This is a genomic window from Burkholderia sp. Tr-20355 (genome assembly GCF_017104685.1).
Classification (GTDB): domain Bacteria; phylum Pseudomonadota; class Gammaproteobacteria; order Burkholderiales; family Burkholderiaceae; genus Burkholderia; species Burkholderia seminalis.
The window spans coordinates 1-23,789 of sequence record NZ_JAAGPK010000132.1; the positions used below are offsets into that span (position 1 = coordinate 1).

Sequence of the window (23,789 nt, forward strand, 5' to 3'; positions counted from 1 at the left end):
TGTCTCGAGCATCGCGGCGGTCGGCGCCGGCTGGATCCAGCCGTGGCGACGCGCGTCGCAGTCGATCGCGTGCCGCGCGATCAGGTCGAACACCGTGTCGGCCGCCCCGCCGACCACGCCGGCAAGCTGCTCGCCGGCCTCGTCGCCGAACCGGCGGATCAGTTCGTCGGGATCGTATTTCAGGCCCGGAATCACCTGCCCGCCGTTGCGGCCCGACGCCCCCCAGCCCGGCTGCGCGCCGTCGATCACGCGCACGTTCACGCCGCGTTCGGCCAGGTGGAGCGCGGCCGACAGGCCGGTGAAGCCGGCGCCGACGATCGCGACGTCGCACGACGCGGACGCATCGAGCGCGGGGGTATCGGGCGCCGGCGCGGCGGTCGCCGCCCACAGCGAATCGGGCCACTGCGTGTCGGGCCATCCGGGTGCCGCGTTCCTTGCACTCATGTTCGATCCGGGTTGGCGGCGTCGTCCGACGCCAGCAGGCGACGCAGGAATTCCTGCGTGCGGGGATGCTTCGGCTGCGTGAGCACGTCGCGCGCGGCGCCGCTTTCGCAGATGGTGCCGTCGTGCAGGAAGCACACGCGATCGGCCACCTCGCGGGCGAACGCCATTTCGTGCGTGACGACCACCATGGTCATGCCGTCGCGCGCGAGCCCGCGCATCACGCCGAGCACCTCGCCGACGAGTTCGGGGTCGAGCGCCGAGGTCGGTTCGTCGAACAGGATCGCCTGCGGCTCCATCGCGAGCGCGCGTGCGATCGCGACGCGCTGCTGCTGCCCGCCCGACAGTTCGGACGGGTATGCGTTCATCCGGTGCGCGAGCCCGACCTTGTCGAGCAGCGCGCGGGCCTGCTCGCGCGCTTGCGCGGCCGGCCTGCGCCGCACGTGGACGGGCCCCTCCATCACGTTCTCGAGCGCCGTGCGGTGCGCGAACAGGTTGAAGCGCTGGAAGACCATGCCGACCCGCATCCGCAGCTCGTGAATGCGTTTCGAATGCGCATCGACCTTCACGCCGTCGATCGTGATCGACCCTTCGTCGTAAGTCTCGAAGCCGTTGATACAGCGCAGCACGGTCGACTTGCCCGAGCCGGACGGCCCGATCAGGCACACGACCTCACCCTGCTGCACGTCGAGGCTCACGCCCTTCAGCACGGCGTGCTGCTGGAAACGCTTGTGTATCGCATCGATCCGGATCATGTGCTTCTCCTCAGCGAGAGCCGCTTGCCGAGCCGGTTCACGCCGAACATCAGCGGCAAGCCCAGCGCGAGGTACAGCAACGCGACGAGCGTATAGACGCTCATGTTCTGGAACGTCGACGACGCGATCAGCTGCCCGGCGCGCGTGATCTCCGCGACCGTGATCGTCGATGCGACCGATGAATCCTTCAGCAGCATCACGAGCGTGTTGCCGTACGGCGGCAGCGCGATGCGGAACGCCTGCGGCAGCACCACGCGCCGCATGATCATCGGGCCGCGCATGCCGATCGCGTGCGCGGCCTCGATCTGGCCGCGGTCGATCGCCTCGATGCCGGCGCGGAAGTTTTCCGCCTGGTAGGCGGAGTACGCGATGCCGAGGCCGAGCACGCCGGCCTGGAACGCCGACAGCTGGATGCCGAGATCGGGCAGCACGAAGTACATGTAGAACAGCTGCACGATGATCGGCAGCCCGCGGATCACGTTGACGACCGTGCTGCCGGCCGTCGCCACGACACGGTTGCGCGACACCTTCAGCAATGCGAGGATCAGCCCGAGCACCGAGCTGAGCACGAACGCGCATGCCGTGATCTCGATCGTGACCACCGCGCCCTTCAGCAGGATCGGCAGGAAATCGATCGCGTTCTGAAAAAACATGAGGTCTCCTATGCGACGGCCTGGCGACGCGCCGCAGTGGGTGCCCGCGACACGCGGGCGATACCGTCCGGGCCTCCCGGACGGGCGCTCAGCTCATGTGCCACTTCTGCAGGATCTGCTGCAGCGTGCCGTCGCTCTTCATCTTGCGGATCGCGCCGTTGAGCTGCTCGAGCGTTGCCGTGTCGCCCTTGCGCACGATGAAGCAGACCTGCCCCTTCACGACGCTCTGGTATTCGGGCACGAGCCGCACCTGACGGTTGACGCCGTGTTCGATCTGGTACGCGACTATCGGCTGGTCGGCGAAGCCGGCCTTGATGCGCCCGAGCGCGACGTCGCGCATGATGTCCGCGATCGAATCGTAGGTCCGGACTTCCTTGAAGATGCCCTTCTTGTTGAGCGCGTCGACGAACGCCGTACCGACCTGCGCGCCGACCACCTGCCCCTTGAAATCGTCCATCGACGTGTAGCGGCCCGGGTCGTCCGCCTTCACGATCAGGCCTTCGCCGAACGAATAGACCGTGTCGGAAAAGTCGACGACCTGCTGGCGCGCCGGCGTCTTCAGCATCGCGGCCGAGATGATGTCGATCTTCTGCGTGGTGAGCGACGGGATCAGCGCCGAGAACACGGTCTGCTGCACGTCGACGCGAAAGCCGGCCGACTGCCCGGCCGCGGTGATCGCATCGACCATCATCCCCTGGATCGAATTGCTCTTGACGTCGAGAAACGTGAACGGCACGCCAGTGGCCGTCGCGCCGACCTTCAGCGTCGGCTCGGCCGCGGCGGCGCCGGGCGATGCCGCGCCGAGCGCGATGCAGGTGGCGAAACCGGCGGCCAGTGCGCCGAACCGCTTGATGAACGAAACCATGGTGCCTCCTTCTCGAATACTTCGGTGCGCCGACTGGTCGCGGATCGACACTGCGACGATGACTCGATCTTAAAACGAATCAAAAATATCGAGAAAAGATTCTTGAGTATCGATATGCGATACGCTATGATGCGTTATCGAATCGATTCGGCCCCTTGCCCATGGAAACGTCGCCCGATCAGTCAAACGACCTGCTGTTCAACCAGTCGCTGGAGAAAGGGCTGAACGTGTTGCGCGCGTTCAGCGCGAAGCGGCGCACGATTACGCTGGCGGAAGTGGCCGACGCCGCGGGCATGACGAAAAGCTCGGCGCAGCGCATGGTCTATACGCTCGAGAAGCTCGGCTACATCCGCAAGCATCCGGTCACGCGGCGCTACCAGCTCACGCCGCACGTGATGCGGATCGGCTTCAACTATCTCGCGGCCGATACGCTGATCGACGTGGCGAATCCGTTTCTGTCGGAGCTCACGAACCTGACCGGCGAAACCACCAACCTCACCGAGCCGGACGAGGACGAGATGGTGTACGTCGCGCGTTTCGTGTCGACGAAGTTCGTGCCGATCCACATGCCGATCGGCAGCCGCATCCCGATGTATTGCACCGGCTGCGGCCGCGCATTCCTGAGCGCGCTGCCGCCCGGCGACGCGCGCGCGCGTCTCGACGCCATGGCGCGCCCGCCGCACACGCCGCGCACGGTCACGGCGCTCGACGAACTGGTCGCGCTGCTCGACGGCGCGCGGCGCGAAGGCTACGCCACCAACCAGGAAGAACTGTTCATCGGCGACATGTCGATCGCGGCGCCCGTGCTCGGCAGCCAGGGGCAGCCGGTGGCGGCCGTGCACGTGGTTGCGCCGACGAGCCGCTGGACCTTCGACGACGCGCGCCGCAAGCTCGCGCCGGCCGTGATCGACTGCGCGCGCGGCATCAGCAATTCGATCAGGACGCTCGAGTAGGGTTCGAGGCGCGGAAGGCGCGGTGTACGACGGCGTTTGATCGTCAGCGCGGCTTCTGCGGCTTCTTGGTCCGATAGGTACCGTTCGGGTGCACACGCGTTGTTTCGCCGCGGCGTCCCGTGCTTTGCCGTGGTACAGATCGACGCACTTCAGGTAGTCGAACTTCACGTCGCCGACATCCGTTTCGACGACCGGATGTCGATAATCCCGCGCCAGATGCTTCGCCACCCGTGCGTGAATGACGTCCGGCGCATGCTCCGAAGCGGTACCTGGCCTTCAACCTTCGTCCGCCCTTCCTCGGCGTTTTCCCCGATCCCGTTCGTCTTGACTCCGCCCGCCGCATCGTCAACACTTCGCCTATCGCAAGTGTGATCACAGATCGCAGATCAAACCCAGGAGAACCCCCGCCTTGGCGCCTCGTATCGTCCCGCCCGCACTGAAAGCCATCGAACAGGAAACGATGGCCGACAAGGTCTACCAGCAACTGCGCGAAGCGCTGATGAGCGGCCGTTTCGCGCCCGGCCAGGCGTTGAGCCTGCGCAGCGTCGCCGAGGCGGTCGGTTCGTCGACGATGCCCGTGCGCGCCGCGCTCACGCGGCTGCGCGCCGAGCGCGCGCTGGTCGACGGCCCGAATCGCGCGCTCGTCGTGCCGCCGATGACGCTCGACATGCTCGACGAACTGCGCGACGTGCGGATCGCACTCGAGGGCTGCATCGCCGAGCGTGCGTGCGGACGAATGAGCGACGCGCAGATCGCGGCCGTGCGCAAGACCTGCGAGACGATGCAGGCGCACGTCGAAGCCGGCCGCTCGCGCGCTTACCTGCAAAGCAATTTCGCCTTCCACAGCGCGATCTACGCGCACGGCGCCAGCGAAAGCACGCTCGCGATCGTCGAGAACTTGTGGATGCGGGTCGGGCCGTTCCTGAACATGGTCGCGCTCGACATCCCGCACATGCGGCGCTCGATGGACGCGCACCGCGCGATCGTCGACGCCCTCGAACGGCGCGACGGCACCGGCGTGCGGGCCGGCATCGCGCTCGACATCGGCGGCGCCGCACACGATCTCGCCGAAACCTTGCGGGCCGAACAGGCCCCGCGAACCGTGAACGCAAAGCCGTTGCGGCCGCCCGCCGCGGGCGGCTGCGATCCTACAACATCAACGATGGAGACAACCCGGCATGACAGCTTCCGACCTGCTGAAACCCTATGACGGCCTGCGCGTCCTCGTGACGGGCGGCGCATCGGGCATCGGCCTCCACATCGCCGACGCGTTCGCCGAGTGCGGCGCCCGCGTGCATGTGTGCGACGCGTCGCCAGCCGCGCTGGCCGCACTCGCCGACCGGCCGCCGCGCGCCGGGGCCGGTGCGATCAGCGCGACGCTGGCGGACGTATCCGATCCGGCCGCCGTCGAACGCGTGTTCGACGACGTCGCGGCAACGCTCGGCGGCCTCGACGTGCTGGTCAACAACGCGGGGATCGCCGGCCCGACCGGCGGCATCGACGAGATCGACCCCGTGCAGTGGGAACAAACCGTCGCGATCAACCTGAACGCACAGTTCCAGTTCGCGCGCCGTGCGGTGCCGCTGCTGCGCGACGCGAAACATGGCGGCGCGATCATCGCGCTGTCGTCGGTCGCCGGGCGGCTCGGCTACGCGTTCCGCACGCCGTACGCCGCGACGAAATGGGCCGTGGTCGGCCTCGTGAAGAGCCTCGCGATCGAACTGGGCCCGCTCGGCATCCGCGTGAACGCGATTCAGCCCGGCATCGTGCGCGGCCCGCGGATGCGCCGCGTGATCGACGCACGCGCGCAGCAACTGGGCATCGGTTACGACGAAATGGAGAAGCGCTATCTCGAGAAGATCTCGCTGCGGCGCATGACCGACCCGGCCGAAATCGCCGCGACCGCGCTGTTCCTGTGCTCGCCGGGCGGGCACGGAATCACGGGGCAGGCCATCTCCGTCTGCGGCAACGTCGAAGTGCTGTGACGCACCCGGCATCGTTCACCGAAAGGAATCCATCCGTGGCAAACGCTCGCAAAGTCATCATCACCTGTGCGCCCACCGGCGCGATCCACACGCCGTCGATGTCGCCGTACCTGCCCGTGACGCCGCACGAGATCGAAACGGCCGCCGTCGCGGCCGCCGAGGCCGGCGCGGCGATCCTGCACCTCCACGCGCGCCATCCGTCCGACGGCAAGCCGACCCAGGATCCGGCGGTGTTCGCCGAATTCCTGCCGCGCATCAAGGCGCAAACCGACGCGGTGATCAACCTCACGTCGGGCGGTAGCCCGCACATGACGGTCGACGAACGGCTGCAGCCCGCGCTGCATTTCCAGCCCGAGGTCGCTTCGCTGAACATGGGGTCGATGAACTTCGGGCTGTACCCGATGCTCGAGCGCTTTCGGGAGCTGAAGCATCCGTGGGAACGCGAACACCTCGAGAAGAGCCGCGACCTGGTGTTCAAGAACACTTTCGCCGACATCGAGACGATCCTCACGCGCTGCGGAGCGAACGGTACGCGTTTCGAATTCGAGTGCTACGACATTTCACACCTGTACAACCTTGCGCATTTTGTCGACCGCGGGCTCGCGAAGCCGCCGTTCTTCGTGCAAAGCGTGTTCGGCCTGCTCGGCGGGATCGGTGCCCATCCGGAAGACCTGATGCACATGCGCCGCACGGCCGACCGCCTGTTCGGCGGCGACTACGTGTGGTCGATCCTCGGTGCCGGCCGCAACCAGATTCCGCTCGCGACGATCGGCGCGGCACAAGGCGCGAACGTGCGCGTCGGGCTCGAGGATTCGCTGTGGATCGCGCCGGGCAAACTCGCGGAATCGAGCGCCGCGCAGGTGCTGAAAATGCGCCAGGTGCTCGAAGGTCTATCGCTGGAGATCGCGACACCGGCCGAAGCGCGCGCGATGCTCGCACTCAAGGGCGGCGACGCGGTGAATTTCTGACCGCGGGTCGCGCCCCGCCCCCCGAACCCGCAAGCGCAGTGACAAGGCGCCGGCCCGAGCCGGCCGGCGCCCGGACGCCCATCATCGCCCCGCTCCGTTCGAGCGCCGCCGGCGCGGCTCCGTCGTCTGCCCATCCGCTGCATGCCCCGCAGCGGCATTTGCCGAACGCGGCGCACCGTGCTTGCCGTGCGCGCCGGTTCGCCCTTACCGGAGTCGTCCGCATGTCCACTCATCACGCCCAGGCCCTGCCTTCCGCCGCCGGCGACGCGAGCGCGTCGCTGAACCGGCTGCTGTTCCGCAAACTCATGCCGTTGCTGATCGCCGCATACGTGATCAGCTTTCTCGACCGCACCAACATCGCGTTCGCCAAACATTCGATGGGGGTCGATCTCGGCATTTCATCGGCCGCGTACGGACTCGGCGCGGGGCTGTTCTTCCTGACCTATGCGCTCTTCGAAATTCCGAGCAACCTGATCATGCATCGCGTCGGCGCCCGCTTCTGGATCACGCGGATCATGATCACCTGGGGCGCGCTGTCGATCGCGATGGCGTTCGTCCGCGGCGAGACGTCGTTCTACGTGATGCGCCTGCTGCTCGGGGCCGCCGAAGCCGGGCTGTTTCCCGGCGTGATGCTGTACCTGACGTACTGGTTCGGTCGCGAGGAGCGTGCGCGCGCCACCGGCTACTTCCTGCTCGGGGTGTGCATTGCAAACATCGTCGGCGGCCCGCTGGCCGGCGCGCTGATCGAACTCGACGGCACACTCGGTTTCCACGGCTGGCAATGGCTGTTCGTCGTCGAAGGGATTCCGGCGATCCTGCTCGCCTTCGTCGTGTGGGCACGGTTGCCGGATCGTCCGGGCACCGCGCCGTGGCTTGCCCCGGAGACCGGACGCGCACTCGAACGCGCGCTGGCCGCCGAGCAGGATGCGGGCGTCGGCACGCACGGCGGGCATGCGTTCGGCGCGGCACTGCGCGATCCGCAGATCTGGCTCGCGATCTTCGTGTACTTCTGCCATCAGTTGACCATCTATACGGTGATTTTCTTCCTGCCGGGCATCATCGGCGCCTCGGGACGCTTCTCGCCGTTCGCGGTGGGGTTGTTGACCGCGCTGCCCTGGCTCGCCGCCGCATGCGGCGCCGCAACGCTGCCGCGCTTTGCACGCGAGTCACGGCATGCGCGCCGGATGCTGTGCGCGGGGCTGGTCGTGATGGCGGCCGGGATGGTCGGCGCGGCGCATACGTCGCCGGTTGCGGGGCTCCTGTGCGTGTGCGTGGCCGCATCGATGTTCTTCGTCGTGCAATCGATCGTCTTCACGTTTCCCGCGTCGCGGCTGGCCGGTAGCGCACTGGCGGGCGGACTCGGGCTCGTGAATACGTGCGGGTTGCTCGGCGGCTTCGTCGGGCCGACCGTCGTCGGCGCGATCGAACAGGCCACCGGCAATGCGAAGAACGGGCTGACGCTGCTGGCCGCCGCGCTCCTCGTCGCCGCGTTCGCGAGTCTCGCGTTGCGTCACGGGCACGAACGCCGGGCCGCACGATCGCACGGCTGACGGCGGGCCGGATCCGGGATGGCGAGATGCGGACGGAGCACGCCGCCCGGATCTCGCCCCGCTCGATCAGAACAGATCCATCCGCGCCACACACCCCGCGCCCGAAAACTGGCGCGTCGTCACGACGTATCCCATGACCTCGAGCGCGGGCCCTTTTGCACGAAACGCAGCGCGAGGAACCCCGCGCACCGCGCCGCGACACCTCGGCGCCCCGGTAAGCGGCGCCGAATCGACACAGAGGACGTGGCCCGCCCTCAGCCGCTCGGGCGCGTCAGCGTGCCGTCGTCGCAGGCGCGTTCACGGCGGCAACCGCACTCGCCCGTCGCTCCGCCAGCCGCTGCGCGAACCGGTACGCAACGAGCGAGCCGGCCACGGCCAGCAGCATCGGCACGAGGCTGTCGTGATTCGCGCGCGTGAATTCGAGCAGCAGCACCACGGCCGTGATCGGCATCTGCATCGACGCGGCCAGGAACGCGGTCGCGCCGATCAGCGCACACCCGCCGATCGATGCGCCCGGCCACACGAGGCTCCACAGACCGCCGAGCACGACGCCGATCAGTGCGCCGTTCGCCAGGCCTGGCGTCAGCAGGCCGCCCTCCGCGCCGGCCCGCAGGCTGCCTGCCTCGATCAGCACCTTCAGCACGAGCAACGCAGCGGCCAGGCCGATCGTCAGCGTGCCGTCGAAACCCAGCGACGCCGGCCCCTTGCCGTTGCCGAGCAGTTGAGGAAACCCCATCGCGAGCACACCGATCACCACGAAATTGACCAGCGCGAACAGGGGCAGCCGCCAGTCTTTCGGCGCGTTCGCCCGCGCGCGGGTGGTGAGCCGCACGAAACCGTATGCGGCGAAACCGAACAGCGGCCCGCAGACGATCGACCACGCGACGAGCGGCGTGCTCAGCACGAACGGCGGCACCGTGTACTGGTGCTCGTTGCCGAGGCCGATCCACGCGACGGCCGCCGCGATCGCCGAGGTCACGACCGCGACGACCAGCGCACGCAGCTCGAACGTGCCGAGCAGCACTTCGAGCACGAAGATCGCGCCGCCGAGCGGCACGTTGTAGACCGCCGCGAGGCCCGCGCCGGCGCCGCACGCGACCATCAGCCGGCAGTCGTCGGGCGTGAGCCCCGCGGCGTGCGCAAACCGCCCGGCCAGCAGCGAACCGATCTCGCGCGGTGCGACTTCGCGGCCCAGCGGCGAGCCGAGCGCAACGGTGACGATCTGCAGCAGCGCGTGAACCGTCGTGCTGACGAACGGCATCCGCGGATCGGCCGCACGCACCGCGCGGCGGATGCTGACGAGCGGCCGGCCATACCGGTAGAGCGCCCACCAGCCGCCACCGGCGACGATTCCGCAGACGGTCAGCACCGCGACCCGGCGCAGCGGATCGGCGCCGGTCACCCCGTCGAGGAAGCTCTCGGAACCGATCACGTGCGCGATGCTGTAGCCGTACGCGATGTGCTGGATCGCATGCAGCAGCAGCGCGAGCAGCATGCCGCCCAGGCCCGCGCCAAGACCGGTCAGGACCGTGACGACGGCCATCCGCGCGAACGGGCTGGCAGGCGGCGGAGAGGATGCGGGAGCGGACGGCAGATCGAGGCGCATGAGGTCGGCGAACGGGATCGAAAGGACGGCGCGCAACACGCGCACCGTCGTCAGGACCGCATCGTAGGCCCGCACCGATCATGAGACAAACGTATTTTTAGCATCGACTCATGCATCTGATGAATACATGAGATCGGACGAGGCCGTGCGCCCCGCCTTCCGCGTCAGTCCGGATACGTCACGCGCTCCGGTTCGCGCCGCATGATCACCTTCCCGTGGCGAACCGACAGCGTGGCCTTCGCCTGCCGGCGCACGGCTTCGTAGTCGCTGTCCGCGTCGAGCACCACGAGATTCGCCGGACGCCCGGCCGCGATGCCGTAGCCGTCGCCGAGATGCAGCGCCGTCGCGCTGTGGTCGGTCACGAAGTCGAGGCAGCGCTGCAGGTCCTCGTAACCCATCATGTGGCAGATATGGAGGCCCGCGTCGAGCACGCGCAGGATGTTGCCGTTGCCGAGCGGATACCACGGATCCTTGATCGAATCCTGCCCGAAGCACACGTTGAGCCCGGCGCGGTCGAGTTCGGCGACGCGCGTGACGCCGCGCCGCTTCGGAAACGTATCGAAGCGTCCTTGCAGGTGGATGCTCTCGGTCGGGCACGAGATGAAGTTCAGGCCCGCGCGCTTCAGCAGCCGGAACAGCTTCGAGCAGTACGCGTTGTCGTACGAGCCCATCGCGGTCGTGTGGCTCGCGGTCACGCGGGCGCCCATCCCGCGCACGCGCGCGGCTTCGGCGAGCACTTCCAGAAAGCGCGAATGCGGGTCGTCGGTCTCGTCGCAATGCACGTCGACGAGGCAGCCGGTGCGTTCCGCGAGGTCCATCAGGAAGCCGATCGAGCTGACGCCCTGCTCGCGCGTGTTCTCGAAATGCGGAATGCCGCCGACAACATCCGCGCCGAGGTCGATCGCCTGCTCCATCAACGCGCGGCCGCCGTCGAACGATTCGATGCCCTCCTGCGGAAACGCGACGATCTGCAGGTCGATCAGCCCGCGCGCCTCGTCCTTCACTTCCAGCATCGCCTTCAGCGCGGCGAGCGTCGGATCGGTCACGTCGACGTGCGTGCGCACGTGCTGGATTCCATGGTCGCGCAGCATGCCGATCGCCGCATGCGCGCGCGCTTTCGTGTCCTCGTGCGTGATCGTCGCCTTGCGTTCGGCCCAGCGCTCGATGCCCTCGAACAGCGTGCCGCTCATGTTCCATGCCGGCTCGCCGGCCGTCAGCACCGCATCGAGGTGGATATGCGGCTCGACGAGCGGCGGAATCGCGAGCCGGCCGCCGCCGTCGATATCGCCGGGGTTCGCCGGCGCGATCGGCGCGGATTGCGCATCGATCCGCGCGATCGTGCCGCCGTCGATGCCGATCGTGAACAGGCCGTCGCGGCCGCGCAAGCGTACGTTGAACAGATTCATGTGGAGGCCCCTTGTTGTATGCATGACGCGCGCCGCGCGATTGGCGCCGGCGGCCGTGCGATCCCGGTGACCAGTATGGATGAAAAACATCGATGCGCGCACGCGCCGCGCATGTTGCGTCGGCACGACAGCCGGCCACGGCCGAACGGAAGCCCGGCGTCGGCGATCACGTGAAAACCGCCGGCCTCGCGCGCACGCCGCGCGACATGTCGGTTTTGTGAAGGACTCTTGCCGGATCCGGAAAGGTGCGCTCGCCGCGCCGGCGGCCGCGCGCGCGCAGGGCGTTCCTATACTTGCGCCGAACTTTGGTTTCCCGTCCCACACGCAGGAGCTTCACCATGAAAAAAACCCTGATCGCCGGTGCATGCGCGGCCGCCCTGTTCGCGCCGCTCGCCCATGCGCAGAGCTCGGTCACGCTGTACGGCCTGATCGACGCCGGCATCGCCTATACCAACAACGTGAACGGCGCGTCGCAGTGGCGCATGGCCAGCGGCACGGTCAACGGCAGCCGTTTCGGCCTGCGCGGCACCGAGGATCTCGGCGGCGGCCTGAAGGCGCTGTTCGTGCTCGAGAACGGCTTCAACGTGAACAACGGCGGCCTCGGCCAGGACGGCAAGCTGTTCGGCCGTCACGCGTACGTCGGCCTGAGCCAGGCCGGCTACGGCACGCTGACGCTCGGCCGCCAGTACGACACGATGGTCGACTTCGTCGCGCCGCTGTCCGCGACGGCCGGCGATTTCGGCGATGCGGGCTTCGCGCATCCGTTCGACAACGACAACCTGAACCACTCGCTGCGCATCAACAACGCGGTCAAGTACACGAGCGATTCGCTCGCCGGTTTCAAGGTCGGCGCGATGTACGCGTTCTCGAACTCGACGAACTTCAGCGCCAACCGCGCGTACAGCGTCGCGGCGAGCTACACGAACGGCCCGCTCAAGCTGGCCGGCGCGTACCTGCAGATGAACGGCACGAAGGGCTCGACGAGCGCGAGCCCCGGCGCGACCGATTCGGCCGAGGCAAAGAGTGTGAACCAGGGCGGCTGGTCGATCGGTTCGGACCGCATGCGCGCCTACGGCGGCGGCGTCGGCTACGTGTTCGGCCCGGCGACGGTCGGCTTCGTCTACACGCGCTCGCAGTACGACAACACGGGCTCGTTCGGCGCCACCGGCCAGGTCGCATTCAACAACTACGACGTGAACGTGCGCTACGCGGTCACCCCGGCGGTCAGCCTCGGCGTCGCCTACGTGTACACGGACGCCAGCGTGTCGAATCCCGACAGCAAGCACGGCTCGGATCCGAAGTGGCACCAGGTCGACCTGCAGGCCGTATACAAGCTGTCGCGCCGCACCGACCTGTACGCGGAAGCGATGTTTCAGCACGCGTCGGGCCGCGGCTACCAGGCGTTCATCAACACGTCGGGCGGCGCATCGAGCACGGCGAACCAGGTCGTCGGCACGATCGGCATGCGCACGCGCTTCTGAACGGCGTGATGCCGCGTCGCGCGTGGCGCACGGAACGTCGGTTCGTGCGCCACGCGCGACGCGCCGCCAATGTTGTTCCATCTGGAAGGCAGCCTGCCGGGAATCGGGGTTTTTGTGCGTGCGACCGCTACGTAGACTGGCGTCGAAGGCTCGGGTCATGCATCACGCATCGATCCGTCCACCTACCCCGTATTCAGGAGAGCCCCGTGAAATCGCTCGTCGTTACCGCCGCCGCTGCCGTCCTGCTTGCCGCACCGGCCCTGTCGTTCGCCCAGCAGGCACAGGCGCCCGTCACGCGCGCGCAGGTGCTGCAGGAACTGATCGATCTGGAATCGGTCGGCTACAACCCGGCGCGCGGTGAAGCCGACAACTATCCGGACGACATCATGGCCGCGCAGCAACGGCTGCAGGCGAAGCGCCTCGCGGAACACAAGGCCGCGCAGGCCGCGTACGGCCCGGCCGGCCAGCCGGCCACCGAATCCGGCGCGGCGGCGAAGCCCGCGCCGTGACGACGTGACGACGCGCCTCGCCCGCGCGAGGGATGTTCCGCGGGCAACGCGCGTCTCGCGCATGCGTGAAGAAGCCGGACAGGACACGGCGCCCCCGTGTGCGCCCGGCGTGCAGGCCTTCAGGCAGCCTGCGGTTCGCGGTCGATCGCGTTCAGCATCTCGACGTCGCGCGCGATCATGCCCGGCACCTGCGCACGCAGCATCTCGACCCAGGTCCGCACCTTCGCATCGACGAAACGGCGCGACGGATACAGCGCGTACACGTTCATCTTCTGCAGGATGTGCGCGGGCAGCACGCGCAAGAGCGTGCCGTCGCGCAGTGCGTCGATCGCCGCGTACAGCGGCAGCATGCCGATCCCGATGCCGTCGCGGATCGCCAGCGCGAGCGATTCGGCCGTATTGGTCTGCACCGGCCCCGAGACGTGGATCTGCTCGACGCCTTCGGGGCCCTCGAGCACCCACTCGTGCGTCGGGAACGCGGGCGTGCACAGCGTCAGGCACGCATGCGCGGCGAGATCCTGCGGACGGGCCGGCGCACCGTGCCGTTTCACATAGTCGGGCGACGCGCACAGGATGCTGAACGTGGAGCCGAGCAGGTGCGACACGAGTTCCGAATCGGGCAGTGACGACGCGGTCACGACGGCCATGTCGCTGGTGCCGTCGAACAGGTCGGGCATGCGCTGCGACAGCGACAGCTCGATCGACACGTCCGGGAACTGCGCGTGATAACGCGTCAGCGCGGGCAAGACGTAGTGGTGACCGACGCTCGCGAAGCTGTGCATGCGCAACACGCCGGCCGGCCGTTCGTGCGCGCAACTCGCTTCTTCTTCCGCACGGTCGACGTCGGCGAGGATCTGGCGGCAGCGCCGCAGATAGCTTTCGCCGGCCGACGTGAGCGCGAGACGGCGTGTCGAGCGATTCATCAGACGGGTGCGCAGCCGCGCCTCGAGTTCCGACACCGCGCGCGACATCGCGCCCGTCGTCGAATTCAGCGATTGCGCCGCGGCCGTGAAGCTGCCCGTCTCGACGACGCGCGAAAACACCCGCATGTTTTGTAGGGTATCCATTCCTGTGAGCAACCTGTAGCGGAACCGCTATTTTCCTCCACTGGATGCGACAGATTGTTACTCCGGCTGCAACTATCGTTTCCCCGGAGCTGCGTTAATGCGCACGCGCCGCACTCCTACAATCGGCGCCTCACCAGTCGAACGGACCCGTTCGGATGCGCCGCGGCCCCGCCCCGGCCCCGCCTCGGCCCCCTCTTTTCATGAAGCCACCACCTGCGATCGAGCAATCTTCCATCGAACCCGCGCGATGGAGGGCCTGGCTCGAACCGCTCGGCGACGCCGCGCGCGACTGGGCGACCCGCGACGGGCTGATCTGGCTGCATCTCGCGAAAACCGTGCTTGCGGCACTGCTGGCGATGGGCATCGCGATGCGCCTCGAGATGTCCCAGCCGCGCACGGCGATGACGACCGTGTTCGTGCTGATGCAGCCGCTCTCGGGCATGGTGTTCGCGAAGAGCTTCTATCGCGTGCTCGGCACGGCGGCCGGCCTCGTCGCCGCGCTCGCGCTCGGCGGGCTGTTCGCGCAGCAGCCCGAGCTGTACATGGCCGGCATCACGCTGTGGATCGGCGGCTGTATCGCGCTCGCGGTACGCAACCGCCACTTCCGCTGGTACGGCTTCGTGCTCGCCGGCTACACGGCCGCGCTGATCGGCCTGCCGGCCGTGATGACGCCGCAGACGCTGTTCCAGTCCGCGCTCACCCGCGCCGCGGAAGTCGCGCTCGGCATCGCCTGCTCGGGCGCGGTCAGCGCGCTGATCCTGCCGCTGAGTTCCGCGAAGGCGCTGATGCGCTCGCTGAGCGCGCGCCATGCGACATTCGCGGCGTTCGCCGCCGGTGCGCTGGCTGGCGACGTCGCGCGCGGCGATTTCGAGCGGCGCTTTGCCGATTTCGTCGACGACATCGTCGGTTTCGAGGCCAACCGCGCGTTCGCGTCGTTCGAGGATCCGCACATTCGCGCGCGCAGCCGCCGCCTTGCACGGCTGAACAGCGAGTTCATGAATGCCTGCACGCGGCTGCATGCGCTGCACCAACTCGTCAAGCGCCTGCGCGCGAACCAGTCGGACGCGGTGCTCGCTGCGCTCGCGCCGCACGTCGACGCGCTCGCCCTGCGCTTCGCGGCACTGCGCGACGAGCGGCCGCGCGGCATCACGCCGGCCACCGGCGCGCTGCTCGAACTGCGCCGCTTCCACGGTGCATTGCCGAAGGCCGCGCGCGCGTCGCGCCGAACCATCGAGGAACATGCCGCGGGCGGCCTGCTCGACTTCGATACCGCGATCGAGCTGATGTACCGCTTCATCGGCGAATACCTCGGCTACGCCGATACCTACGCGTCGCTCGACCAGGACGATCACGCGTTCGAGCGCTCCGTCACGCATTACGCAGTGAAGACCAATGCGTTCTTCGTCGGCTTCGCGTTCCTGCGCACGGTAGTGGCCGTCGGCGCGATGAGTGCGTTCTGGATCGCGTCCGAATGGCCGAGCGGCTCGCTCGCCGTGATCGCCACCGCGATCGCGTGCGCGCTCAGCTCGACGTCGCCGCGCGCGCCGAAGTTCGTCGCGCAGATGAGCGTCGGCGCGGCGTTCGCGACCGCCGTCGGCTACGTGTTCCTGTGCTACGTGTATCCGAACATCGACGGCTTCCCGCTGCTGTGCGCGACGCTCGCGCCGGTGCTCGGCCTCGGCGCGTTCCTGGCCATGCGGCCCGGCCTGTCCGGCTACGGGATCGGCTTCGCGGTGTTCTTCTGCCTGCTCGCCGGCCCCGACAACGCGATCGCGTATACGCCCGAAGTGCTGATCAACAACGGGCTGGCGATCGTCGTCGCGATGCTCGCGTGCTCGCTCGTGTTCGCGGTCGTCTTCCCGACCCACATGCCGTGGCTCACCGGCCGCATCGCCCACGACCTGCGCCGCCAGGTCACGCTCGCGTGCGAAGGCGCGCCGGTCGGCCTCGCGCAGCGTTTCCAGTCGAGTACACACGACCTGATGGCGCAACTGCGCACGTTGCTCGTGCGGCGTACCCGGCAGCACCGCGACGCCATGCGCTGGATGCTGTCGACGCTCGAGGTCGGCCACGCCGTGATCGACCTGCGCGACGAGCTGCGCGCGTTCAGTGCCTCGAAACCGCCGCAGACGCTGCGCTGGACCACCTCGATCGACGCGGTGCTGCACGAGCTGCCGCGCTTCTTCGACGACCCGACGCCCGGCCATCACGCACGCACGCTGAAATCGGTGAATCTCGCGATCCGCGCGGCGCAGCACACGCTGCAGGCCTGGTACGCGGTGCCCGATGCGCGCCGGAGCATGCAGCGGATCGTCGGCTGCCTGCACTTCATGCGCACCGCGCTGCTCGACAAGGATGCGCCGTTCAACCGGCGCCGCCATTGAGGATCGATGCGTGCGCAACGGGATCCTTGTTCCGGATGGAAATAAGCTCTACAGCCCCGGTGATTAATCTTTAAGCAGTGCGAGCCTATAGTTTTCTCACTGCCAGCGCGACTGGCACTCACCCAGGAGAACCCAAAATGAAGCCGCTGCACCTCGCCCTCGTTGCCCTGTCGCTCACCGCCGCTGTCGCCCACGCACAGCCGGCGCCGGCGGACGCCGCACCGCAACAGGCGAACCGCGCCGAAGCCGTCAAGGCCGCGGGCCGTGTCGATCGTTCGCAATCGAAGCAGGAAGACCCGAACGCCTGTGTCGGCCCGGTCAGCTTCTGCAACATCTACTTCGGCAGCTGAGCATGACGCCGCGTTGTCACGGCCAGGCCCGCATCGCCCGCACGGCATGCATCGCATGCGCGGGCGGACGGCGGTCCGGCCGATCGCCGCATCGCCGCCCCGTTCCACGCCGCTTCGATTGAAGCGGCGCTCGCCGTTTCAGGCGCCGCGCCCCGGCCGCCACCCCACTTCGCGCAACGCATCGAGCAGGCGCGCCTGCCCGAGCCCCTCGACCCGCGCACCGCGCGATTCGACGTCGCCGCCCGCGACCAGCGCATTCACGATCGCTTCCTCCACCGCTTCCGCCGCCGCGACGAACAGCGCGGAAATGTGGTCGTTGTTGACCATCTTCAGATCGGTGGTCGGCGCGCTCTTGCTGCCGTAGTTCGCCGCGGGCAGGCCGTCGTTGCCCGTTGCGAATGCCAGGAAGACGTCGCCGCTCGAATCCTCGGTACCGCCGCCGACGCGTGCGAGCCCGACGCTCGCGCGCTGCGCGAGGCGCGTGCACTGATGCGGCAGAAGCGGCGCATCGGTCGCGAGCGTCACGACGATCGATCCCATGCCCGGCTCGCCTTTGGCGCCCTGGTCGCGGAACGGCGAATGCACGTGCCGCAGCACCTCGCCGACCGGGTAGCCGGCCACCCGCAGCATTTCGCGCACGCCGTAGTTTGCCTGGACGAGCGCGCCGACGGTCCAGCCGCCCGCATCGTTCGCGAGCACGCGCGAGGCGGTGCCGATGCCGCCCTTGAACTCGTGGCAGATCATCCCCGTGCCGCCGCCGACGCCGCCTTCCGCGACCGGCCCCGACTGCGCGGCGGCCAGCGCGCGCTGCAGGTGCGCGGCGCTCACGTGCTGCCCCCAGATGTCGTTCAGCAGCCCGTCGTAGGTTTCCATCACGACCGGCATGCACCAGTACACGCGGCCGGCCGCCGCTGCACGCTCGTTCGCGACGAGCGCGTCGCGCACCGTGCCGACGCTGTGCGTGTTCGTATAGGCGATCGGCGTCGTCAGCAGGCCGGCCTCGCGGATCCATTCGAGCCCCGTCGCGTCGCCGTTGCCGTTCAGCACGTGCACGCCCGCGAAGCACGGCGAATCGTGCGCGGCGCCCGCGCGCGGCTCGATGACGGTCACGCCGGTGCGGATCGATGCGTCGCCGTTCTCGACGTTCAGCGTGCAATGTCCGACCCGCACGCCCGGTACGTCCGTGATCGCGTTGAAGCGGCCCGGCGTGCCGAGCCCGATGCGGATGCCGAGATCCCTCGTGCGCATGATGTAGTTCCTCCAGTCTTTCCGTGGTTCGGTATGTCGATGCTGCAAGGTGTCGATCCGCCGCTCAGAGCGCGCGGAACGCTTCGCTTTGGCGCGCCCATACCCCGTACATCACGAGTGCGGCGGCCAGCAGCCCCGCGATGATGATCAGGTCGGTCGACTTCGTCGCGGTCGCCAGCGTCGTGTACAGCGTGTAGGCCGCGCCGGCCACCGCGACGAGCGGCGTCACGGGCCACAGCGGCATCCGGTAATGATGCTCGACGTCGCGACGCACGAACCGGCTCGCGAGCGCGGCCAGCCCGACGACCAGGTAGATCAGCAGCAGCAGGTCGACCGTGAACGCGGTCAGCTCGTCGAGGCTCGACACGAACACGAGCCCGGCCGACGGCACCGCCAGCGCGAGCGTCGCGAGCCACGGCGATTGGAGGCGCGGATGGATCGTCGAGAATGCGCGGTTGCAGGCGCGCGACCAGAGTGCATGCCGGCCGCTGCTGTACAGCAGGCGGCCCATCGTGATCACGATCGCGATGATCGCGTTGAACACCGACAGGAAGATCCCGCCGCTGACCACGCGCGACACGGCCGGGTTGCTCAGCGAACGCACCACATAGCCGATCGGGTCGGCACTCTTCGTCAGTTCCGTGAGCGACGGCGCGCCGAGCACGATCGCGGTGAGCGGCACCAGTTCGACGACGAGGATCACGAGCAGCGAATAGATCACCGCCTTCGCGACGTTGCGGTTGCCGCCGCGCAGGTCTTCCGCGAGATACGCGGCCGAGCCGAAGCCGTTGTAGCAGAAGATCGCGGTGCCGATCGCCGGCACGACGGCCGCGAGCGTCGCCGGCACGAGCGCGTTGCCGCTCGCGACGACCGGCGCGATCAGCACGTCGGCGCCGCGATGCGGCGAACCGAAGCCGAGCCCCGCGATCAGCATCAGCACGCCGATCTCGACGACCAGGAACGCGCCGGTGATCCACGCGTTCGTCTTGATGTTCAGCATGCCGAGCAGATAGCTGAGCAGCACGATCGTCAGCGCGACCGACTGGTTGCCGAAGTGCGTGCCGAGCGCGTTGTTCAGGTAGGGCGCGGCGCCGCTCGCGAGCACGGCCGGGATGAACACGCTGACGGACAGCACCGTGATGAAGGTCAGGTAGCCGGGCAGCGTGCCGAACACGCGCTTGGCCATCACGTATTCGCCGCCCGCGCTGCGGTGCGCGGCGCTGAGCTCCGCGTAGCAAAGCGCGAACGCCAGTGCAAGCACGCCGCCGAGCACGAACGACAGCACCGCGCCGCTGCCGGCCTGCTGGATCGCGAACGGCGCGATCACGAAGATCGAGCTGGCAGGCGTCACGCCCGATACGGTGATCATCACCGCATCGCGCACGCTGAGCGTCTGCGACAGCGCGCGCGGCGCGTCTTCCGTTGCAGGCGCCGCTTGCAGGCTACCCGTCGATTCCGACATCATCGCCATTTCGTTCTCCTGTGCTCCTTTGCTGCCAATTTTTGAACACCCATACTCGGGCCCGATTGATTGCGTGGCAGTCTAGGAAGCCAATTTCAGGACCGCTATTCCCCCTTCGTGTTACGCCCTTCCGGTGGTGGTATGGATCGTCTCTTTTCCGAAATCGCGATGCATCAGGCGCTTGGCCGCGCAATCGATCATCTCGGCCAGCCGCGCTTCTGGCGGTTCCTGGTGCTGCTGCTCAACGAAATGGTGCCGTTCGACAACGCGCTCGCGACCGCGGTCGGCCGCGACGGCGTGCCGCTCGTGCTCGACGAATACGACACCGGCGGCACCGACAACGCATCGCCCGTGCCGCTCTACCTGAACGGCGTGTATCTGCTCGACCCGTTCCTGCAGGCCGCGCACGACGGGCTCGCCGACGGCTGCTACCGGCTCGAGGAAGTCGCGCCCGACCTGTTCCGGCAAAGCGAATATTTCCTCAGCTATTTCCGCGATGCGGTCGGCGACGACGAGATCCAGATTCTCGTGCGGCCGAACGCCGATACGCTGTTGTCGCTGTCGCTCGGCGCGGCCGCGCGCTTCGACGTCGAGCCGCTCGGCAAGCTGACGGCCGCGATGCCGTGGGTGCTCGCGGCGATGCGGCAGCACTGGCGGCTGGTGGGCGACGCCGCACGCGCGACGCCCGACGCCGATCTCGGCGCGCGCGTCGAGCAGGCGCTCGCGCGCTTCGGCGCGGGCGTGCTGACCGACCGCGAGATGTCGATCGCGCGCATGGTGCTGCGCGGCAATTCGTCGAAGGCGATCGCCGAGCGGCTGGCGATATCGCCCGAAACGGTGAAGGTGCATCGGCGCCATCTGTACGCGAAGCTCGGGATTTCATCGCAGCCCGAGCTGTTTTCGCGGTTCATCCGGGCGCTCGGGGAAGATGCGGCCGGGTGAACGCCTCGATCGCGGTAGATGGCAACGGGCGCGGAATCGGGCACTATCCGTGCATCGATTCACGCCGTGATCGGCCGGTGAAGCAGGCACGGAGGTTTCGCCGACCACACGGCCGCCCCGATACAGGAGACCCGATTCATGTCGCTCGTTCCGCTCATCGGACTTGGCTGGCTGCTGCTGTGTGCCGTCAGCGCCGCTTCGATCGTGCTCGTGCCGCCCGTGGTGCTGGCCGCCTGCCTGATGGGCAAGGACGTCTGGTCGATCCTGACGCGCGGCCGGCTGCAGTTCGCATTCCTCGCCTACCTGGGCTCCGCGCCGGTGCCGGCGGTCTTCACGTTCCTGCTCGAAGCCGGCACCACGGCCGGAAATGCCGGCGGCGTGGCATCCGACAGCCTGAACGCATGGAACGCGCGGTGCTTTTTCGTTTTCCTCGGCGCGGCGGCGCTGAGCGGCCTGCTGTTGCTGTGCCGGCCGAAAGACCGGCCGGCGGCACACGTCGAGCCGTCGCGGCCTGCGCGATAGTCGGCACGCGAACGCCGCGCCATGCCTCCCGCCCCGTTGTCGGGCAGGGGCACGGCCATGCGCGGCATCCTGCTACCGCCACTTCGCGCCGAGTTGCGCGAGCCCGGCGTTCCGCAGATCGTCCGGCAGCATCACCACGCGGAACTCGCAGTCCGCATTCAACATCAGGAACCACGGCTCCGCGAGCGCCGGGATTTGCGACGGGTCGTCCAGATTGACGATCACGACCGCGCCGCGCCCGCCGCTCTGCTCCGTGAAATACACGGCCTCCGGCTTGACCGCCTCGAGTATTCGCGAGATCACGTCGCCGACGCTGCCGTCGCGCACCAGCGTATTGAACGGCTCGTGAGGAATTCGTATGTTGAGAAGCATGCGCATGACCGTCCTCCGTTGGGTCCGCCCGGCCTGGGCCCTTCAAGCATAGGTGCTGCGCGACGCCGCGCCAGGACGCCGAACACCGTTGCCGGCATGCATTCACGTTCCGACGATTCGACGACACGGCATCGCTTGCACGGTCGTCACTCGCGCGATGCGCGCGTGACCGGCTCGGTCACGCCGGCCCTTGTGCCGAGGCCGCCTCGGCCGTCAGCCCCGGCGACGCGATCGCCAGATGCAACGCCTGCCGCGGCCGCAGCGTCACGTTCAACACCGGTCGCGGCGGCGCCATGCCGGGCGGAACCGACAGCACGTAGCGCTGCAGGAGCATCGCGGCCACCACGGTCATCTCCGTCATCGCCAGATGCTGCCCGAGGCACACGCGCGGGCCGGTGCCGAACGGCATGTACGCGCCGCGCGGCAGCGGCGGCGCGTCGTCGGCGAAGCGCGCCGGCCGGAACGCATGCGGCTCGGGAAACCAGCGTTCGTCGAGATGCATCAACTGCAACGGCAGCATGAACAGCGTCCGCGCGGGAAACTGCCAGGTGCCCAGCGCAACCGGCCGCGATGCGCGACGGCTGATCAGGATCGGCGCCGCCGGGTACAGCCGCATCGTTTCCTCGAGCGTCTGCGTCAGGTAGCGCAATGCCGCGCGCGTGTCGGTGCTCGGCGCGCGACCGTCCAGCACGCGCACGACCTCGTCCCGCGCGGCAGCCTGCACGTCCGGATGCGCCGCCATGCTCCACGCCCACCAGGTCAGCGTGGCAGCGGCCGTCTCGTGTCCGGCCAGGAACGCCGTCATGCATTCGTCGCGCACGGCCTTCAGCGGCCAGACGCGCGCGTCGGCGCGATGCAGCCGCAGCAGGCGCGACAGCAGATCGTCGGGCCAGCCGTGCTCGGCACGGTCGAGACGCGCATGCAGTTGCCGGTCGATCAGCCCGTTCAGCACCGCGAGCGCCCGCGCCTTGCCGTGCTTCCACGGCATCCAGTCCGGTGCGCTCACCGGCTGGTAGAACTCGGCATTGGACACGGCGCTCACCGTGCGCACGGCGGCCTCGGCCACGCGCGCATCCTCGCCGATCGCATCGGAAAACATCGTGCGCATGATCACGTCCATCGCGAGCGACGTCAGCGCGCTTTCGATCGGCCAACGCGCGTCGTGCGCGGGCCATTGCGCGAGCGCATGGCCGGCCGTCGCGGCGATCGCCGGAACGAACGCCTGTACCGGCTTCGGCATGAAATTCGGCTGCAACGCGTGCCGCTTGTCGCGCCATGCGTCGCCTTCGGCCACCAGCACGCTGTGCCCGTGTACCTGCGAGAACACGCGGATGCCGCGCTCCCAGCGCACGAGCGCATCGTGATGCGTGACCAGCAGTTCGCGCACGAGCGCGGGATCGGTCACGGCCACCACGTGCTCGGGCCACATGCGCAAGTGCACGACGTCGCCATGCTCGCGCTGCCAGCCCGCGAGCGTGCCGAGCAGGTCGCGCGACATCGCGCGCAGCAATGACCACCCCGTCAGGCCGGCGCGCGGCCCCGGCGGCCATACGCCGGGCGGGTGAAGCACGGGCGCCGGTGCTGCGGCGCCCGCATGGAAGGGACATGGGGAGGAGGTTCGCGGGTTCATGCGGCGGATTGTCCGCGGCGACGCGGCGGCGGTCTTGAACGCAAACGACATCGACACGCATGCAGGCCGTCCCTATACTCCGGCGTCATGTGCTCCGGCCCGCCCCCGATCCTGCCGTCATGCCCCGATCCGCTCGCGCGCGCGCCGCGCGTGCTGCGCGGCGGCCGCGCGCCGCATGCGCGGCTGTATCCGGCGCCGGCCGCGTTGCAAGGCGCGGTGGTCGCGATCATCTGCCGCGACACGCGCGGCTTCGCGCTGGACGCAGCGCAGCGGCTGACGCACTTCCCGGCGTCACCGCTCGTCTGTCTCGCGTGGTATCGCGCTCTCGACGCGGGGCTCGTCGAGAGCGCGCCCGACGGCCCGCGCTGGCGCGCGTTCGGCGCGTCGGCCACGCTGTCGGGCAGCCAGTCGGCGCCGACCGTCAGCTGGGCGCCGACCACCGGTCAGGGCGGCATCGTCTGCTTCCATGCCGACGCGGCCCGCGTGCTGTTCGGGATCGGGCTGCCCGAGATTCACGAGATGAAGCCGTTCACGTGCAGCACGTCGTATTCGCCGCGATGCGCGCGCAGCCAGGCCGCGCTCTTCAGCGCGAACACCTGCTGCTTGACGAGATTCGACGGCCAGAAGCCGCCGACCTTCA

Annotated in this window: 23 protein-coding genes and 3 pseudogenes; 12 read left to right on the forward strand and 14 right to left on the reverse strand. The window is 68.5% G+C overall.

Annotation, left to right across the window (positions count from 1 at the left end):
• From G3N62_RS25915 to G3N62_RS25930, 4 genes are all read right to left on the reverse strand, one after another.
• Positions 1-444 (reverse strand): FAD-dependent oxidoreductase (locus tag G3N62_RS25915; RefSeq protein WP_206141339.1); only part of this gene is annotated, 444 nt, incomplete at its 3' end.
• Positions 441-1,196, reverse strand: a complete 756-nt coding sequence (locus tag G3N62_RS25920; protein WP_059556505.1) for an amino acid ABC transporter ATP-binding protein — start codon at positions 1,194-1,196, stop codon at positions 441-443. The genes G3N62_RS25915 and G3N62_RS25920, both read right to left, overlap by 4 nt.
• Entirely contained in the window at positions 1,193-1,849 is a 657-nt protein-coding gene (locus tag G3N62_RS25925; protein ID WP_034191439.1) for an amino acid ABC transporter permease, read from the reverse strand. Before G3N62_RS25925 ends, G3N62_RS25920 begins: the two co-directional genes overlap by 4 nt.
• An 88-nt stretch (positions 1,850-1,937) precedes the next feature.
• A complete protein-coding gene (locus G3N62_RS25930; RefSeq protein ID WP_034191440.1) occupies positions 1,938-2,714 on the reverse strand; it encodes an ABC transporter substrate-binding protein in 777 nt (258 codons plus the stop codon).
• A 161-nt stretch (positions 2,715-2,875) separates the two neighbouring features.
• Here G3N62_RS25930 and G3N62_RS25935 point away from each other — a divergent pair, with 161 nt between their 5' ends.
• Complete coding sequence (locus G3N62_RS25935; protein WP_124669345.1) at positions 2,876-3,667, forward strand: IclR family transcriptional regulator; 792 nt, start codon at positions 2,876-2,878, stop codon at positions 3,665-3,667.
• Between the two features lie 180 nt (positions 3,668-3,847).
• Here the strand turns inward: G3N62_RS25935 and G3N62_RS36450 are convergent.
• Positions 3,848-3,895, reverse strand: a pseudogene (locus G3N62_RS36450) (hypothetical protein); the annotation flags it as partial.
• A gap of 181 nt (positions 3,896-4,076) precedes the next feature.
• Between G3N62_RS36450 and G3N62_RS25945 the strand changes: the two are divergent.
• The 4 genes from G3N62_RS25945 (at position 4,077) to G3N62_RS25960 (ending at position 8,170) form a co-directional block, all read left to right on the forward strand.
• The gene (locus tag G3N62_RS25945) at positions 4,077-4,877 is read left to right on the forward strand and encodes a GntR family transcriptional regulator (protein WP_277399651.1); all 801 of its coding nucleotides are present in this window, start codon (positions 4,077-4,079) and stop codon (positions 4,875-4,877) included.
• Positions 4,846-5,652: an SDR family oxidoreductase gene (locus G3N62_RS25950; protein ID WP_124669346.1), complete on the forward strand. Its 807-nt coding sequence runs from the start codon at positions 4,846-4,848 to the stop codon at positions 5,650-5,652. Before G3N62_RS25945 ends, G3N62_RS25950 begins: the two co-directional genes overlap by 32 nt.
• Before the next feature lie 35 nt (positions 5,653-5,687).
• Positions 5,688-6,620 carry a 3-keto-5-aminohexanoate cleavage protein gene (locus tag G3N62_RS25955; RefSeq protein WP_034191444.1) on the forward strand — a complete coding sequence of 311 codons (933 nt, stop codon included), beginning with the start codon at positions 5,688-5,690 and terminating at the stop codon, positions 6,618-6,620.
• A 221-nt stretch (positions 6,621-6,841) separates the two neighbouring features.
• Positions 6,842-8,170: an MFS transporter gene (locus G3N62_RS25960; RefSeq protein WP_124669347.1), complete on the forward strand. Its 1,329-nt coding sequence runs from the start codon at positions 6,842-6,844 to the stop codon at positions 8,168-8,170.
• A gap of 271 nt (positions 8,171-8,441) precedes the next feature.
• Here G3N62_RS25960 and G3N62_RS25965 read toward each other — a convergent pair whose 3' ends face one another.
• The 3 genes from G3N62_RS25965 to G3N62_RS25975 form a co-directional block, all read right to left on the reverse strand.
• Positions 8,442-9,776, reverse strand: a complete 1,335-nt coding sequence (locus G3N62_RS25965; RefSeq protein ID WP_124669419.1) for a chloride channel protein — start codon at positions 9,774-9,776, stop codon at positions 8,442-8,444.
• A 164-nt stretch (positions 9,777-9,940) separates the two neighbouring features.
• Positions 9,941-11,182, reverse strand: coding sequence for a cytosine deaminase (gene codA / locus G3N62_RS25970; protein WP_034191446.1), 1,242 nt, complete (start codon positions 11,180-11,182; stop codon positions 9,941-9,943).
• Positions 11,183-11,348: 166 nt separating this feature from the next.
• Positions 11,349-11,522, reverse strand: a complete 174-nt coding sequence (locus G3N62_RS25975) for a hypothetical protein (RefSeq protein ID WP_154233832.1) — start codon at positions 11,520-11,522, stop codon at positions 11,349-11,351.
• On the opposite strand from G3N62_RS25975, the gene G3N62_RS25980 reads away from it, so the two are divergent.
• Positions 11,521-12,663: a porin gene (locus G3N62_RS25980; RefSeq protein WP_069705345.1), complete on the forward strand. Its 1,143-nt coding sequence runs from the start codon at positions 11,521-11,523 to the stop codon at positions 12,661-12,663. The two genes, G3N62_RS25975 and G3N62_RS25980, sit on opposite strands and share 2 nt — an antisense overlap.
• Positions 12,664-12,869: 206 nt before the next feature.
• Complete coding sequence (locus G3N62_RS25985; RefSeq protein ID WP_059556501.1) at positions 12,870-13,172, forward strand: DUF4148 domain-containing protein; 303 nt, start codon at positions 12,870-12,872, stop codon at positions 13,170-13,172.
• 119 nt (positions 13,173-13,291) lie between these two features.
• On the opposite strand, the gene G3N62_RS25990 is transcribed toward G3N62_RS25985, so the two are convergent.
• A complete protein-coding gene (locus G3N62_RS25990; protein ID WP_124669348.1) occupies positions 13,292-14,239 on the reverse strand; it encodes a LysR family transcriptional regulator in 948 nt (315 codons plus the stop codon).
• Between the two features lie 200 nt (positions 14,240-14,439).
• Here G3N62_RS25990 and G3N62_RS25995 point away from each other — a divergent pair, with 200 nt between their 5' ends.
• Together G3N62_RS25995 and G3N62_RS26000 are read left to right on the forward strand one after the other, a co-directional pair.
• Positions 14,440-16,623, forward strand: a complete 2,184-nt coding sequence (locus tag G3N62_RS25995) for an FUSC family protein (protein WP_034191450.1) — start codon at positions 14,440-14,442, stop codon at positions 16,621-16,623.
• A gap of 137 nt (positions 16,624-16,760) precedes the next feature.
• Entirely contained in the window at positions 16,761-16,973 is a 213-nt protein-coding gene (locus G3N62_RS26000) for a hypothetical protein (RefSeq protein ID WP_034191451.1), read from the forward strand.
• Between the two features lie 138 nt (positions 16,974-17,111).
• Here G3N62_RS26000 and G3N62_RS26005 read toward each other — a convergent pair whose 3' ends face one another.
• Positions 17,112-18,221: a P1 family peptidase gene (locus G3N62_RS26005; protein ID WP_124669349.1), complete on the reverse strand. Its 1,110-nt coding sequence runs from the start codon at positions 18,219-18,221 to the stop codon at positions 17,112-17,114.
• Positions 18,222-18,285: 64 nt separating this feature from the next.
• Positions 18,286-19,692 carry an APC family permease gene (locus tag G3N62_RS26010; RefSeq protein ID WP_124669350.1) on the reverse strand — a complete coding sequence of 469 codons (1,407 nt, stop codon included), beginning with the start codon at positions 19,690-19,692 and terminating at the stop codon, positions 18,286-18,288.
• Positions 19,693-19,824: 132 nt separating this feature from the next.
• On the opposite strand from G3N62_RS26010, the gene G3N62_RS26015 reads away from it, so the two are divergent.
• Together G3N62_RS26015 and G3N62_RS26020 are read left to right on the forward strand one after the other, a co-directional pair.
• A complete protein-coding gene (locus G3N62_RS26015) occupies positions 19,825-20,625 on the forward strand; it encodes a LuxR C-terminal-related transcriptional regulator (protein WP_034191454.1) in 801 nt (266 codons plus the stop codon).
• A gap of 138 nt (positions 20,626-20,763) precedes the next feature.
• The gene (locus tag G3N62_RS26020; protein ID WP_034191455.1) at positions 20,764-21,147 is read left to right on the forward strand and encodes a hypothetical protein; all 384 of its coding nucleotides are present in this window, start codon (positions 20,764-20,766) and stop codon (positions 21,145-21,147) included.
• A gap of 72 nt (positions 21,148-21,219) precedes the next feature.
• Here the strand turns inward: G3N62_RS26020 and G3N62_RS26025 are convergent, their stop codons facing one another.
• Both G3N62_RS26025 and G3N62_RS26030 read right to left on the reverse strand, forming a co-directional pair.
• Positions 21,220-21,525 carry a panthothenate synthetase gene (locus tag G3N62_RS26025; protein WP_034191456.1) on the reverse strand — a complete coding sequence of 102 codons (306 nt, stop codon included), beginning with the start codon at positions 21,523-21,525 and terminating at the stop codon, positions 21,220-21,222.
• Between the two features lie 172 nt (positions 21,526-21,697).
• On the reverse strand, positions 21,698-23,089 hold the full coding sequence (locus G3N62_RS26030; protein WP_260449314.1) for a cytochrome P450: 1,392 nt from the start codon (positions 23,087-23,089) through the stop codon (positions 21,698-21,700).
• Positions 23,090-23,236: 147 nt separating this feature from the next.
• Here G3N62_RS26030 and G3N62_RS26035 point away from each other — a divergent pair.
• A pseudogene (locus tag G3N62_RS26035) lies at positions 23,237-23,668 on the forward strand (AraC family transcriptional regulator); the annotation flags it as partial.
• Here G3N62_RS26035 and G3N62_RS26040 read toward each other — a convergent pair.
• Positions 23,665-23,789, reverse strand: a pseudogene (locus G3N62_RS26040) (glycosyltransferase family 1 protein); the annotation flags it as partial. The pseudogenes G3N62_RS26035 and G3N62_RS26040 overlap by 4 nt on opposite strands.

Coding starts and splice junctions, on each gene's coding strand:
- G3N62_RS25920 (WP_059556505.1), bottom strand. CDS start 1,196: ATGATCCGGATCGATGCGATACACAAGCGTTTCCAGCAGCACGCCGTG.
- G3N62_RS25925 (WP_034191439.1), bottom strand. CDS start 1,849: ATGTTTTTTCAGAACGCGATCGATTTCCTGCCGATCCTGCTGAAGGGC.
- G3N62_RS25995 (WP_034191450.1), top strand. CDS start 14,440: ATGAAGCCACCACCTGCGATCGAGCAATCTTCCATCGAACCCGCGCGA.
- G3N62_RS25950 (WP_124669346.1), top strand. CDS start 4,846: ATGACAGCTTCCGACCTGCTGAAACCCTATGACGGCCTGCGCGTCCTC.
- codA (WP_034191446.1), bottom strand. CDS start 11,182: ATGAATCTGTTCAACGTACGCTTGCGCGGCCGCGACGGCCTGTTCACG.
- G3N62_RS26010 (WP_124669350.1), bottom strand. CDS start 19,692: ATGGCGATGATGTCGGAATCGACGGGTAGCCTGCAAGCGGCGCCTGCA.
- G3N62_RS25935 (WP_124669345.1), top strand. CDS start 2,876: ATGGAAACGTCGCCCGATCAGTCAAACGACCTGCTGTTCAACCAGTCG.
- G3N62_RS25990 (WP_124669348.1), bottom strand. CDS start 14,239: ATGGATACCCTACAAAACATGCGGGTGTTTTCGCGCGTCGTCGAGACG.
- G3N62_RS26020 (WP_034191455.1), top strand. CDS start 20,764: ATGTCGCTCGTTCCGCTCATCGGACTTGGCTGGCTGCTGCTGTGTGCC.
- G3N62_RS25960 (WP_124669347.1), top strand. CDS start 6,842: ATGTCCACTCATCACGCCCAGGCCCTGCCTTCCGCCGCCGGCGACGCG.
- G3N62_RS26005 (WP_124669349.1), bottom strand. CDS start 18,221: ATGCGCACGAGGGATCTCGGCATCCGCATCGGGCTCGGCACGCCGGGC.
- G3N62_RS26015 (WP_034191454.1), top strand. CDS start 19,825: ATGGATCGTCTCTTTTCCGAAATCGCGATGCATCAGGCGCTTGGCCGC.
- G3N62_RS25980 (WP_069705345.1), top strand. CDS start 11,521: ATGAAAAAAACCCTGATCGCCGGTGCATGCGCGGCCGCCCTGTTCGCG.
- G3N62_RS25975 (WP_154233832.1), bottom strand. CDS start 11,522: ATGGTGAAGCTCCTGCGTGTGGGACGGGAAACCAAAGTTCGGCGCAAG.
- G3N62_RS26025 (WP_034191456.1), bottom strand. CDS start 21,525: ATGCGCATGCTTCTCAACATACGAATTCCTCACGAGCCGTTCAATACG.
- G3N62_RS26000 (WP_034191451.1), top strand. CDS start 16,761: ATGAAGCCGCTGCACCTCGCCCTCGTTGCCCTGTCGCTCACCGCCGCT.
- G3N62_RS25965 (WP_124669419.1), bottom strand. CDS start 9,776: ATGCGCCTCGATCTGCCGTCCGCTCCCGCATCCTCTCCGCCGCCTGCC.
- G3N62_RS25930 (WP_034191440.1), bottom strand. CDS start 2,714: ATGGTTTCGTTCATCAAGCGGTTCGGCGCACTGGCCGCCGGTTTCGCC.